This window comes from Pseudomonas sp. B21-059, assembly GCF_026016285.1.
Lineage (GTDB): Bacteria > Pseudomonadota > Gammaproteobacteria > Pseudomonadales > Pseudomonadaceae > Aquipseudomonas > Aquipseudomonas danubii.
This window is the reverse complement of the sequence record NZ_CP087201.1, coordinates 6178745-6192043: the sequence shown is the minus strand read 5'-3', so window position 1 is coordinate 6192043 and position 13299 is coordinate 6178745. Positions and strand designations below refer to the sequence as shown.

12 protein-coding genes are annotated in these 13299 nt (G+C 62.8%); 7 read left to right on the top strand and 5 right to left on the bottom strand.

What is annotated here, in order from left to right:
* Window positions 1-74: 74 nt before the first annotated feature.
* The 5 genes from rarD to LOY69_RS27565 all read right to left on the bottom strand — a co-directional run bounded on the left by rarD (window position 75) and on the right by LOY69_RS27565 (window position 5913).
* Window positions 75-962 (bottom strand): EamA family transporter RarD, encoded by an 888-nt coding sequence (gene rarD / locus LOY69_RS27585; protein ID WP_102881065.1) that lies wholly within the window; start codon window positions 960-962, stop codon window positions 75-77.
* A 251-nt stretch (window positions 963-1213) separates the two neighbouring features.
* Window positions 1214-2188, bottom strand: coding sequence for a serine/threonine protein kinase (locus LOY69_RS27580; RefSeq protein ID WP_102861960.1), 975 nt, complete (start codon window positions 2186-2188; stop codon window positions 1214-1216).
* A 170-nt stretch (window positions 2189-2358) separates the two neighbouring features.
* On the bottom strand, window positions 2359-4260 hold the full coding sequence (locus LOY69_RS27575) for a PhoX family protein (RefSeq protein ID WP_170002873.1): 1902 nt from the start codon (window positions 4258-4260) through the stop codon (window positions 2359-2361).
* 83 nt (window positions 4261-4343) lie between these two features.
* Complete coding sequence (locus LOY69_RS27570) at window positions 4344-5108, bottom strand: TOBE domain-containing protein (protein WP_102861958.1); 765 nt, start codon at window positions 5106-5108, stop codon at window positions 4344-4346.
* Between the two features lie 64 nt (window positions 5109-5172).
* On the bottom strand, window positions 5173-5913 hold the full coding sequence (locus tag LOY69_RS27565; RefSeq protein ID WP_265073864.1) for a ComF family protein: 741 nt from the start codon (window positions 5911-5913) through the stop codon (window positions 5173-5175).
* Between the two features lie 91 nt (window positions 5914-6004).
* Between LOY69_RS27565 and bioB the strand changes: the two genes are divergently transcribed.
* The 7 genes from bioB to LOY69_RS27530 all read left to right on the top strand — a co-directional run bounded on the left by bioB (window position 6005) and on the right by LOY69_RS27530 (window position 13086).
* A complete protein-coding gene (gene bioB, locus LOY69_RS27560) occupies window positions 6005-7060 on the top strand; it encodes a biotin synthase BioB (RefSeq protein ID WP_102861956.1) in 1056 nt (351 codons plus the stop codon).
* Between the two features lie 132 nt (window positions 7061-7192).
* Window positions 7193-8371 (top strand): 8-amino-7-oxononanoate synthase, encoded by a 1179-nt coding sequence (gene bioF / locus LOY69_RS27555; protein WP_265073863.1) that lies wholly within the window; start codon window positions 7193-7195, stop codon window positions 8369-8371.
* Window positions 8364-9095 carry an alpha/beta fold hydrolase gene (locus LOY69_RS27550; protein WP_265073862.1) on the top strand — a complete coding sequence of 244 codons (732 nt, stop codon included), beginning with the start codon at window positions 8364-8366 and terminating at the stop codon, window positions 9093-9095. The genes bioF and LOY69_RS27550 overlap by 8 nt, the downstream gene beginning before the upstream one ends.
* Window positions 9088-9900 carry a malonyl-ACP O-methyltransferase BioC gene (gene bioC / locus LOY69_RS27545; protein WP_110653363.1) on the top strand — a complete coding sequence of 271 codons (813 nt, stop codon included), beginning with the start codon at window positions 9088-9090 and terminating at the stop codon, window positions 9898-9900. The genes LOY69_RS27550 and bioC overlap by 8 nt, the downstream gene beginning before the upstream one ends.
* Complete coding sequence (gene bioD / locus LOY69_RS27540; protein ID WP_265073861.1) at window positions 9897-10577, top strand: dethiobiotin synthase; 681 nt, start codon at window positions 9897-9899, stop codon at window positions 10575-10577. The genes bioC and bioD overlap by 4 nt, the downstream gene beginning before the upstream one ends.
* Window positions 10578-10684: 107 nt before the next feature.
* On the top strand, window positions 10685-10981 hold the full coding sequence (locus LOY69_RS27535) for a pyrroloquinoline quinone biosynthesis protein PqqE (RefSeq protein WP_102861951.1): 297 nt from the start codon (window positions 10685-10687) through the stop codon (window positions 10979-10981).
* 299 nt (window positions 10982-11280) lie between these two features.
* Window positions 11281-13086, top strand: coding sequence for a phenylacyl-CoA dehydrogenase (locus LOY69_RS27530; protein ID WP_102861950.1), 1806 nt, complete (start codon window positions 11281-11283; stop codon window positions 13084-13086).
* The last annotated feature ends 213 nt before the right edge of the window (window positions 13087-13299 follow it).

The following is a 13299-nucleotide window of genomic DNA, read 5'->3' as shown; positions in this document are numbered from 1 at the left end:
GTTGTGGATAACCTTGGGAAGAATCGCTGCAGGCCACGAATGGACTGGCCTGCAGGGCGTTGTACGTTTATTGATCAGCGGCGGCCGCGCAGGCTGAGCCAGGCATCGACGCTGTACACCGCAAGGCCGGCCCAGATGAACATGAACGCCAGCAAGGTGCTGGAGGACAGGTGTTCGCCAAACAGCAGCACCGCTTGCAGCAGCACCAGGGTTGGCGCCAGGTACTGAAGGAAGCCCAGGGTGGTGTAGGGCAAGTGCCGAGCCGCGGCGTTGAAGCACACCAGCGGGATCAGCGTGACCGGGCCGGCGGCTACCAGCCACCAGGCTTCGGAGCTGGTCCAGAAGTCGGCATGGGCACTGCTGGCTTCGGGGTGCAGGAGCAGCCAGGCCATGGCGATGGGCACCAGCATCCAGGTTTCCACCACCAGCCCGGGCAAGGCCTTGACCGGGGCCTGTTTACGGATCAGGCCATAGAAGCCGAAGCTCAGTGCCAGTATCAGTGAGACCCAGGGCAAACTGCCTACTTGCCACACTTGCTGGGCCACGCCCACCGCCGCCAGGATCACCGCCAGCCACTGCATGCGCCGCAGGCGTTCGCCAAGAATCAGCATGCCCAGCAGCACATTGATCAGGGGATTGATGTAGTAGCCCAGGCTGGCCTCAAGCATGCGCCCATTGTTCACGGCCCAGACATAGGTCAGCCAGTTGCCGGCGATCAGGGTGCCGCTCAGGGCCAGGATGGCCAGGCGCCTGGGGTTTTCCCGCAGCTCGCGCCACCAGCCGGGATGTTTCCACACCATTAGCAACACAGCGCCGAACAGCGCCGACCAGAGTACCCGGTGGACGATGATTTCCACGGCCGGAACGCTGGCGATGGCTTTGAAGTAGATCGGAAACAGACCCCAGATGATGTAGGCGGTCAGGCCCAGGATGTACCCGCGACGCGGGTTGGCGGCTTGCATGCAGAGTCCTTGCTTAGGCAGCTAACGAAGACGGGATTGTAAGGACAATTGTCAGGACATGTCCTGACTTTTGCGCCGCCCGTTTCTGTGGGGGAGGGCTGGTGGGCGAAGGCGAACTTACGGGCCTCTTCGCTGGCGAGCCAGCTCCTACGGTTGGCGTTGTATCGAGGCGGATTCTTGTAGGAGCCGGCTTGCCGGCGAAGACGACCTCATGGGCCTCTTCGCTGGTAAGCCAGCTCCTGCAGGCAGGGTCAGAACAGTTTGAGAGGTTCTTCGTTGAGGGCCGCCAGCTGTTCGCGCAGGGCCAGGACCTGATCCCCCCAGTAACGTTCGCTGCCGAACCAGGGGAAGCTGTGGGGAAAGGCCGGATCGTCCCAGCGTCGTGCCAACCAGGCGCTGTAGTGCATCAGGCGCAGGGCTCGCAGCGGCTCGATCAGGGCCAGTTCCCGCGGGTCGAAATCATGGAACTCGCTGTAGCCGTCCATCAGTTCGGAGAGCTGGCTGAGGCACTCCTGGCGGTCGCCGGCCAGCATCATCCACAGGTCCTGCACCGCCGGGCCCATGCGGCAGTCGTCCAGGTCGACGATATGGAACATCTCGTCGCGGCACATCATGTTGCCGGGGTGGCAATCGCCGTGCATGCGGATGTTCTGGTGCGGGGTGGCCTGGTAGACCTCTTCCACCCGCTTGAGCAGGTCCCGGGCCACGGACTCGTAGGCCGGCAGCAGGCTCTTGGGAATGAAGTTGCCTTGCAGCAGGGTCGCCAGTGAGTCATGACCAAAGTTCTTCACGCCCAGGGCTTCGCGGTGCTCGAAGGGGCGGGTGGCGCCCACGGCGTGCAGGCGACCGAGCAATTGCCCGAGGCGATAGAGTTGATCCAGGTTGCCCGGTTCGGGCGCGCGCCCGCCACGCCGGGGAAACAGGGCGAAGCGAAAGCCCGCATGCTCGAACAGGCTGGCACCGTCGTGGATGATCGGTGCGACCACCGGCACATCGCACTCGGCGAGTTCGAAGGTGAAGCGGTGTTCTTCCAGGATCGCTTCGTTGGTCCAGCGCTGGGGGCGGTAGAACTTGGCGATCAGCGGTTCGCCTTCGTCGATGCCGACTTGATAGACGCGATTTTCGTAGCTGTTGAGCGCCAGCACGCGGGCGTCGCTGAGAAAACCGATGCTTTCAACGGCGTCGAGAACCAGGTCGGGGGTCAGTGTTTCAAACGGGTGCGACATGCTTACTCCTGCGCGCAGCAGGCTGCCGCGTCCGGCCAAGCATGGTAACGCAGACGGGGAGCCAGCGGGGGAGGGTTTGCTGGTGGTTCGGCTGGGCGCCAGGTTGGCCGCCAGGTTGGCCGGCGAGCCGGCTTCTACGGACGTAGGAGCCGGTTTGGCGCGGGGCGGGTTCAGGCGCCGATGATGCCGCCGTCTTCCCGGGTGATAGCCATCACCGAGGAGCGCGGCTTGCCGTTGGGCAGGTGCTCGGGGAAGGTCGAACCACCGGTTTCTCCCGGGTGCTGGATGCCGACGAACAGGGTCTTCTGGTCCGGGGCGAAGGCGATCCCGGTGACTTCGCAGCCCACCGGTCCGACCATGAAACGGCGGATTTCACCGCTGTCCGGGTCGGCGCAGAGCATCTGGTTATTGCCCATGCCGGCAAAATCGCCGCTGTTGCTGTAGTCGCCGTCGGTGAGGATCCACAGGCGTCCGGCCTGGTCGAAACCCAGGCCGTCGGGGCTGTTGAACATGTTCTCTGGGGTGATGTTGGAGGAGCCGCCCTTGGGCTGGCCGGCATGCACAGCGGGGTTGCCGGCTACCACGAACAGGTCCCAGGAAAAACTCATCGCGCCATGATCGTCGCCGCCGGTGCGCCAGCGCAGGATCTGTCCGTAGACATTCTTCTCCCGCGGGTTGGGGCCACCTGCTGGCTGGCCGTCTTCGCCACGCTTGGCGTTGTTGGTCAGGGTGCAATAGACCTGGCCGTCCTTGGGGCTGACCACAATCCATTCCGGGCGGTCCATGCGCGTGGCCTGGACCACGCTGGCCGCCAGGCGCGCCTGGATCAGTACCTGGGCCTGGTCGGCGAAGCCGCTGCTGGCGTCGATGCCGTTCTTGCCGTGAGTCAACTCGATCCACTGGCCCTGGCCCTTGGGACGGTCCGGGTTGCCGTCGCCGGCATCGAAGCGCGCCACGTACAAGGTGCCGTGGTCCAGCAGGTCGCGGTTGGCCTTGGGGTTGCGGTGGTTGATCTTGTCGCGGCTGATGAACTTGTAGATGAATTCCCCGCGCTCATCGTCGCCCATGTAGACCACGGCGCGGCCGTCACGTGTTTGCGCCAGGGCCGCGTTTTCATGCTTGAAGCGGCCCAGGGCGGTGCGTTTGACCGGGGTCGATTGCGGGTCGAATGGATCGATTTCCACCACCCAGCCGTGACGGTTGAGCTCGTTGGGGTTCTTGGCCAGGTCGAAACGCGGGTCGTGGGGGTGCCAGTTGATGTCCTTGCTGGTCACCACCGCGCCGTAGCGTTTCTGCGCGGCGTCGAACTTCTGCTCGGGGTTGCTGCTGCCGAAGCAGTCGGTGAAGTTCTCTTCGCAGGTCAGGTAGGTGCCCCAGGGGGTCTTGCCGTTGGCGCAGTTCTGGAAGGTGCCGAGGACTTTCCTGCCCTTGGGGTCGGCAGCGGTCTTGAGCAGGTCGTGACCGGCGGCAGGGCCGCTGAGGCGGATTGGCGTGTTGCCGTGGATGCGCCGGTTGTAGCGTGAACCCTGGACGAACTGCCACTGGCCGTTCTTGCGCTGCACTTCGATGACCGACACCCCTTCGCTGGCCTGGGCCTTGCGCACGTCCTCGGCCGATTGCGGTTGGCCGCCGTGGGAATAGAGGTAGCGGTAGTTGGTGTATTCGTTGTTGATCGCCATCAGCGCCCGGTGCTTGTCGTCCGGGAAGGCGAACAGGCTCATGCCGTCGTTGTTGTCGCCAAACTGCACTTCCTGGGCCTGGGCGGTGCCATTGCCGCTGGGGTCGAAGGCCGGCCCGTTCTTGGTCAGCGGCTGGCCCCAACTGATCAGTACCGAGGATTTGTAGCCCGCCGGCAGGGTGATGTTGTCGCTGGTGGCGGCCGCAATGCCGGCAAAACCCAGCAGCTGGCTGTTGCCGGCGCTGACACTGGTGGCCAGGGCGCTGCGGCCGAGCAGTCCGCCACCGAGAAACAGGGCGGCGCCGCACAGGGCACCGGCACCGATGAAACCCCGGCGGCTGAGGCCGACCATCTGTTCCAGGTCGGTGGGTTGGTCTTCTTCTAACAGGCTCATATCAGGCTCCCTGCGGGTTTTTGCAGCCACCTTAATGAGCGCCTATGACGAATATGTTGCAGCCTGAAGTCGTCGCACTCCGGTTACAGCGGGGTGCCGAGCAGGACATGGGAGGCAGAGAACTGCACCTGGACCGGTTTGCCTTCGGTCATTTCCAGCGTCTTGAGCCGGTGCGGCTCGGCCAGGGCGCAGAGGGTCTGGCCGTTGGGCAGGGTGATGCGCACCTCGCAGGGGCCGTCTTCGGCGTCGAGAATCTGCTCGACGGTCCCGCTCAGGCAATTGTGTCCAGTTGTTACTTGAGCGTCGGCAGGGTGCAGGTCCAGCCAGCCGGCCTTGATCAAGGCCACCACTTCAGTGCCGGTTTCCAGTTCCAGGCGCTGGGTGCTGTCGTGGGTGATCTGCGCCTTGAGGAGCAGGCCTTCGGGCAGCTCCAGGCTGATCAGGTCATTGCAGCCTAGAGGTGCGATCTCGCGGATCTTGCCGTGCAGCTGGTTGCGGGCACTGGTGCGCAGCATCAGGCGCCCCAGCAGATCGAGATCGCTGGCATCTTCTGCGGCTTCCAGCACTTGGGCCTGCAGTGCTTGCAGGCGTTGGTAAAGGCGCAACACGCGTTCGCCCTCGGCGGAGAGTTTGGCCCCGCCGCCGCCCTTGCCGCCGACGTTGCGCTCTACCAGCGGACGCTGAGCCAGGTTGTTGAGCTCATCGATGGCATCCCAGGCGGCCTTGTAGCTCAGGCCGGCGCTTTTGGCCGCGCGGGTGATGGAGCCCTGTTCGGCAATGTGTTGCAGCAGGGCGATGCGTTGTGGGCGGCGGGCGATGTGCTGGGTCAACAGAGTGGGCAAGGACATGGCAGGGACGCTTTGGGCACTGAAGATGGACAGGGAGTTTGCGGTTTGAGCGATGAGAGTCAAGTCAGTCGGGGGTGTCGGGTCTTGCGGTTCGGGCCAGGCAATAGACATCCACTTGACGGGCACCGGCATTGATCAGCAACCGGGCCAGGGCCTGGGCAGTGGCACCTGTGGTGAGGACGTCGTCCACCAGGGCCAGGTGGCGGCCGGCCACAGGAGTGTCGGCGGCGAGGGCGAAGGCCTGGTGCAGGTTGCGCTGACGAGCACGGGCCCCCAGGCCTTGTTGTGCCGGGGTGTCCTGGGTGCGCAGCAGCAGAAGGGGCTCCACCGCCAGTTGCAGGTGTTCTCCCAGCCACTGGGCCAGCATGCCGGCCTGGTTGAAGCCTCGCTGGCGCAGGCGTCGCCGGGACAGCGGCACCGGCAGCAGGCAGTCTGGTCGGGGCAGGCCTTCATCGTAGCGATAGTGAAGGAATTGGCTGAGAAGTTCGGCCATCAGTCGGCCAAAAGGCCACTTTTCATGGTGTTTGAAACGGCTGATCAGGCTGTCCACCGGAAAATCGTAACGCCAGGGGGCGATGACCCGTCGAAACGCGGGGAGACGTTTCAGGCACTGGCCACAGGTCAGGCTGGCGGCGGGCAGGGGCAGGGCGCAGACCGAGCATTGGGCGCCGAGCCAGGGCAGTTCGTCCTGACATGAACTGCACAGGGCCAGGGCTGAATCGCTGGGCTCATCGCAAAGTAAACAGATTTGTTTGTTTTTTGACCAGATGTAAACCGGCCCTTTGTATTCGGGTTGACAGTGCATGGCTCTTCCTTAAATATGCCGAACATCCGTGTTGCGGCTGTGGACTTTCCCTGTCCCGCACCGCCTGCCAAGCATAATCAAGGAATCGCCCATGAGCGCCAGCACCACCGCTACCCTGCGTCATGACTGGACTTTGGCTGAAGTCAAAGCCCTGTTCGTCCAGCCATTCAATGACTTGCTGTTCCAGGCGCAGACGGTGCACCGCGCGCATTTCGATGCCAATCGGGTCCAGGTTTCGACCCTGCTGTCGATCAAGACCGGCGCCTGCCCGGAAGATTGCAAATATTGTCCGCAGTCCGGCCACTACAACACCGGCCTGGAAAAGGAAAAGCTCCTGGAAGTGCAGAAGGTGCTGGAGGAGGCCGCTCGGGCCAAGGCCATCGGCTCTACGCGTTTCTGCATGGGCGCCGCCTGGAAGCACCCTTCGGCCAAGGACATGCCCTATGTGCTGGAGATGGTCAAAGGCGTGAAGGCCATGGGCCTGGAAACCTGCATGACCCTGGGCCGTCTCGATCAGGACCAGACCGAGGCCCTGGCCAAGGCCGGCCTGGACTACTACAACCACAACCTCGACACCTCGCCGGAGTTCTACGGCAGCATCATCACCACCCGCACCTACAGCGAGCGCCTGCAAACCCTGGCCTACGTGCGTGACGCCGGGATGAAGATCTGTTCCGGCGGCATCCTCGGCATGGGCGAGTCCCTGGACGACCGCGCCGGCCTGCTGATCCAGCTGGCCAACCTGCCGGAGCACCCGGAGTCGGTGCCGATCAACATGCTGGTGAAGGTGGCCGGCACGCCGCTGGAAAACGCTGAGGACGTGGACCCGTTCGACTTTATCCGCATGCTCGCCGTGGCACGGATCCTCATGCCGCAATCCCACGTGCGCCTGTCCGCCGGCCGCGAAGCGATGAACGAGCAGATGCAGGCTCTGGCCTTCTTCGCCGGTGCCAATTCGATTTTCTACGGCGACAAGCTGCTGACCACCGCCAACCCGCAGGCCGACAAGGACATGCAGTTGTTCGCGCGCCTGGGCATCCAGCCCGAAGCCCGTGAAGAGCACGCCGACGAAGTGCATCAGGCGGCCATCGAGCAGGCCCTGGTGGAGCAGAAGAGCAGCGAGCAGTTCTACAACGCTGCCGTCTGACCTCCTGTGGTAGGAGCCGGCTGGCCGGCGAATCCCGTGAACGGCGCAAGTGCGGCGGGGTTCGCGTCGTCTGTTTCGCTGGCAAGCCAGCTCTTACGGGTAATGTGTCTGTGAGCCAATATCGAGGCCAGCATGTCTTTTGATCTCGCAGCACGGCTTGCAGCCCGTCGTGCTGAACATCTTTATCGCCAGCGTCCGCTGCTGGAAAGCCCTCAGGGGCCGCAAGTGGTGGTGGATGGCCAGCCATTGCTGGCTTTCTGCAACAACGACTACCTGGGCCTGGCCAATCACCCGCAGGTGATCGAAGCCTGGCGCGCTGGTGCCAGCCGCTGGGGCGTGGGCGGCGGCGCTTCCCATCTGGTGATCGGTCACAGCGCTCCCCATCACGCTTTGGAAGAAGCCCTGGCCGAGTTCACGGGGCGCCCGCGGGCGTTGCTGTTTACCACGGGCTACATGGCCAATCTCGGGGCGGTCACGGCGTTGCTCGGGCAGGGCGACACGGTGCTGGAAGACCGTCTCAACCATGCTTCCCTGCTGGATGCCGGCCTGCTCTCTGGTGCGCGCTTCAATCGCTATCTGCACAACGATGCAGGGAGCCTGGCCAAACGCCTGGAGAAGGCCACCGGCAATACATTGGTGGTCACTGATGGGGTGTTCAGCATGGACGGCGATGTCGCCGACCTGCCGGCCCTGGCCCGGGAAACCAAGGCCCGTGGTGCCTGGCTGATGGTGGATGATGCCCATGGCTTTGGTCCGCTGGGGGCCAACGGTGCCGGGCTGGTGGAACACTTCGGCCTGGGTCTGGATGAGGTGCCCGTGCTGGTGGGCACCCTGGGCAAGGCCTTCGGTACCGCTGGGGCCTTTGTCGCCGGTAGCGAGGAGCTGATCGAAACACTGATCCAGTTCGCCCGGCCCTACATCTATACCACCAGCCAACCGCCGGCACTGGCCTGCGCCACGCGCAAGAGCCTGGAGTTGCTACGCAGCGAGCACTGGCGGCGCGAGCACTTGGCGAAGCTGATTCGTCAGTTCCGGCTGGGGGCCGAGCAGATTGGCTTGGAGCTGATGGACAGCTTTACCCCGATCCAGCCAATCATGGTGGGCGACAGTGCCCGGGCCGTGGAGTTGTCACGGATGCTCCGTTCGCGGGGGATCATGGTCACCGCCATCCGTCCGCCGACCGTGCCGGCCGGCAGTGCGCGGCTGCGTGTGACGTTGTCCGCCGCCCACAGCGAGGCGCAGGTCCAGCTATTGTTAAGCGCGTTGGCGGATTGTTTCAGTGAACTGCAAACGAGGCCTAGCCATGCGTGATCGACTGATCCTGTTACCGGGCTGGGGGCTGGGGGTGTCGCCCCTGGAACCTTTGGCTGCCGCTTTGCAGGGGCTGGATGAACACTTGCGGGTGGAGATCGAACCCCTGCCGGAGCTGACGTCCAGCGATCTGCAGGCATGGCTGGACGAGCTCGACGATGCGCTGCCGGATGACGCCTGGCTGGGGGGCTGGTCCCTGGGCGGCATGCTCGCCGCGGAGTTGGCGGCCCGACGCGGCGAGCGCTGCTGCGGTTTGTTGACCCTGGCCAGCAATCCCAGCTTCGTTGCTCACGAGCAATGGTCCAGTGCCATGGCCGCTGAGACCTTTGACGGCTTCCTGGCCGGCTGCGCCGCTGATCCGCGCACCACCCTCAAGCGCTTTTCCCTGCTGTGTGCCCAGGGCGCCGTCGATCCCCGCGGCTTGTCGCGGATGCTGCTGGGCGGGGCGCCGACCACGCCGGGTCCGGTGCTGATGGCGGGTCTGGAGTTGTTGGCGCAGTTGGATACGCGCGAAGCCTTGCTGGCTTTTCGCGGCCCGCAGTTGCACCTGTTCGCCGGGCTGGATGCCCTGGTGCCGGCCGAGGCGGCCGCCGAGTTGCTGGTATTGCTGCCGGATATAGAAGTTGGCCTGATCGAGCAGGCCAGCCACGGTTTTCTTCTGGAGGACCCCCACGGAGTGGCGGGGGCGATCCAGGCTTTTTTGCATGAGTCCGGCGATGACTGATTTGTCTGTTCCTGTCTTACCCGCAGGCCTGCCTGACAAGCGTCAGGTGGCGGCTTCGTTTTCCCGCGCCGCAGCCAGTTACGACAGCGTTGCCGAGTTGCAGCGCACGGTCGGCCAGCAATTGCTGAGCCGTTTGCCTGAAGGCTGGACGCCTGCGCGCTGGCTGGACCTGGGCTGTGGTACGGGGCATTTCAGTCGAGTGCTGGGGACACGCTTCGCCGGCAGTCAGGGGCTGGCCCTGGATATTGCCGAGGGCATGCTCAAGCACGCGCGGCCCCTGGGTGGCGCCGAGCACTTTTTTGCTGGAGATGCTGAGCGCCTGCCGTTGCAGGGCAGCAGCTGCGAGCTGATTTTCTCCAGCCTGGCGGTGCAGTGGTGTGCCGACTTTGCTGCCGTGCTCAGTGAAGCCCAGCGGGTGCTCAAGCCGGGCGGTGTGCTGGCTTTTGCCAGTCTGTGCGTCGGCACTTTGCAGGAGCTGCGTGAGAGCTGGGGGCGGGTCGATGGGCAGGTTCACGTCAATCGCTTTCGTGAGTTCGCACGCTATCGCCACTTGTGCGATGCCAGTGGTTTGCACGTACGTAGCCTGGAGAGCGTTCCCCATGTCCTGCATTACCCGGATGTGCGTAGTCTGACCCATGAGTTGAAAGCCTTGGGTGCACACAATCTGAATCCCGGTCGTCCCGGCGGCCTCACCGGACGCGCGCGTATCGCCGGGTTGATCGAGGCTTACGAGGGGTTTCGTCAGCCCCAGGGGCTGCCGGCGACCTATCAGGTGGTGTATGCCGTGTTGGAGAAACCGCTATGAGTGCTGCCTATTTCATTACTGGCACCGACACCGATGTGGGTAAAACCACCATTGCCGCGGGGCTGTTGCATGCGGCGCGGCTGGCCGGGCTGAGTACTGCGGCAGGCAAACCTGTGGCTTCCGGGTGCGAGTTGAGCGCCAAGGGCCTGCGCAATGCCGATGCTCTGGCATTGCTGGCGCAGTCGTCGTTGCCGTTGAGCTATGAAGAGGTCAATCCGGTCGCCTTCGAGCCGCCCATCGCACCGCACCTGGCGGCACGAGAGGCCGGGGTGGCATTGACGGTGCAGTCATTGCTGACGCCCATGCGCCACATTCTGGCCAAGGGGGCGGATTTCACCCTGATCGAAGGTGCGGGTGGCTGGCGAGTGCCCCTGGCGGATCAGGACAACCTGTCGGATCTGGCCATGGCGCTGGGCTTACCGGTGATTCTGGTGGTGGGCGTGCGACTGGGCTGCATCAATCATGCGTTGTTGACTGCCGAGGCCATTGCTCAGGACGGTCTGCAACTGGCGGGCTGGGTGGCCAATATCATCGATCCCAAGACCTCTCGTCTGGAAGAAAACCTCGCGACTTTGGCGGAGCGCCTGCCTGCGCCGTGCCTGGGCCGAGTGCCGCGACTCAAGACAGCCAGTGCCGAGGCAGTGGCCGAACATCTGCAGCTGGATTTGCTGGACTAGATTTTGCCTATGGCAAGGCATATTGCCATTAGTGTTTTTGACGGGTGTTTTTTTGACAGGTCTGCTTCAATAACACCTGTCATTCATTTTCAAGGTCGAGTTCTCTTATGGAAATTTCCGGGAACAGCGCTTTCTACGCCGGACTGAACGCGATTCAGACTGGGCAGAATCGTGTCGATCAAGGTTCCAGCCAGATCGCCAGCAGCGCCGTTGAGCGCTCTGCCGACAGCCAGGCGTCGGCGGATTCGGTCAATCGCCTACGGGGCGTGGACCGCAGCCAGAGTTCGGACCTGGCCAGCAGTATGGTCGAGATGTCCATGGGCAAGGTCCAGGTGGAACTGGGCGTCAAAGTTGCCAAAGCCTCTGATGAGGTACTCGGTACCCTGATCGATACCTACGCTTGATCACTCTGCGCTAAAGCCCGCTTCTCTCACGCGAGGCGGGCGTTTGCTCATGCCTTTCCCTTCTGTGGTTCCTCTTCTTCATTTCTTTGTGTAACTGATCGTCGGCGAGCCGGCTTCTACACTTCACGGCAGCGCTGTGGGTATTTGCCTGCGCGTGCATTTTGTTTCGATGACGAAAGGCATGGGAGCGACGCTTGACAAGATTTGGGCCTAAACGTATGTTTCAAACACCTGTTTGACCGCTATAAAAAATCAACGCGGTTGTTCATTCCCGGTTACATCAGCAGAGGTTTATCGCTATGCCTGACTACAAGGCCCCCTTGCGTGATATTCGCTTCGTTCGTGACGAACTGCTCGGCTATGAGGCGCACTATCAGAGCCTCCCGGCTTGCCAGGACGCCACTCCAGACATGGTTGACGCCATTCTCGAGGAAGGTGCGAAGTTTTGTGAGCAGGTACTGGCGCCGCTGAACCGTGTGGGCGACCAGGAAGGTTGCACCTGGAGTGAATCCGGCGTTAAGACCCCGACTGGCTTCAAAGAGGCCTACAAGCAATTCGTTGAAGGCGGCTGGCCAAGCCTGGCTCACGACGTCGCGCACGGTGGTCAGGGCCTGCCTGAATCCCTGGGCCTGGCAGTCAGCGAAATGGTCGGCGAAGCCAACTGGTCGTGGGGCATGTACCCAGGCCTGTCCCACGGCGCGATGAATACGATTTCCGAGCACGGTACTCCTGAGCAGCAAGAGGCTTACCTGACCAAGCTGGTGTCCGGCGAGTGGACCGGCACCATGTGCCTGACCGAGCCGCACTGCGGCACTGACCTGGGCATGCTGCGCACCAAGGCCGAACCTCAGGCTGATGGTTCCTACAAGGTCACTGGCACCAAGATCTTCATCTCCGCCGGTGAACACGACATGGCCGACAACATCGTCCATATCGTTCTGGCCCGTCTGCCGGACGCACCGGCCGGCACCAAAGGCATTTCGCTGTTCATCGTGCCCAAGTTCCTGCCTAACGCTGACGGCAGTGTCGGCCAGCGCAACGCGGTCAGCTGCGGTTCCCTGGAACACAAGATGGGCATCCACGGTAACGCCACCTGTGTGATGAACTTCGACGCGGCCACCGGTTTCCTCATCGGCCCGGCGAACAAAGGCCTGAACTGCATGTTCACCTTTATGAACACCGCGCGTCTGGGCACCGCTCTGCAGGGCCTGGCCCACGCCGAGATCGGCTTCCAGGGTGGCCTGAAATACGCTCGCGACCGTCTGCAAATGCGCTCCCTGACTGGCCCGAAAGCGCCGGACAAGGCCGCGGACCCGATCATCGTGCACCCTGACGTACGTCGCATGCTGCTGACCATGAAAGCCTTCGCCGAAGGTAACCGGGCGATGGTGTACTTCACCGCCAAGCAGGTCGACATCGTCAAATACGGTGTGGACGAAGAAGAGAAGAAGAAAGCCGATGCTCTGCTGGCTTTCATGACTCCGATCGCCAAGGCGTTCATGACCGAAGTCGGCTTCGAGTCCGCCAACCACGGTGTGCAGATCTACGGTGGCCACGGTTTTATCGCCGAGTGGGGCATGGAGCAGAACGTTCGCGACAGCCGTATCTCGATGTTGTACGAAGGCACCACTGGCATCCAGGCTCTGGACCTGCTGGGCCGCAAAGTGCTCATGACTCAGGGCGAGGCCCTCAAGGGTTTCACCAAGATCGTCCACAAGTTCTGCCAGAACAACGAAGGCAACGAAGCCGTTAAGGAATTCGTCGCTCCGCTGGCGGCACTGAACAAGGAATGGGGCGAGCTGACCATGAAAGTGGGCATGGCCGCGATGAAAGACCGTGAAGAAGTGGGCGCTGCTTCGGTGGACTACCTGATGTATTCCGGTTATGCCTGCCTGGCCTACTTCTGGGCCGACATGGCCCGTCTGGCGGCTGAAAAGCTGGCAGCCGGCACTACCGAAGAGGCTTTCTACACGGCCAAGTTGCAGACTGCGCGCTTCTACTTCCAGCGCATCCTGCCGCGTACCCGCACTCACGTTGCAACCATGCTGTCGGGCGCCAACAACCTGATGGACATGAAGGAAGAGGACTTCGGCCTGGCCTACTAAGCCTTACCGGACCTTTCAGAAAGCCGTTCGCCCTCCGGGTCGAGCGGCTTTTTTGTGCCTGCAGAATCTTCATGAAAATTCCCGACTAAATCGCTAAGCAGAAGCGATTTCCTGCCGTTAAAGAGATGGCAATGTGATGTCTGTCACACCGCGTGTGCTTAACTTCAATAAATGAAGGCACAATGCCATCTATTGATCAGCCGGGTCGGAGTT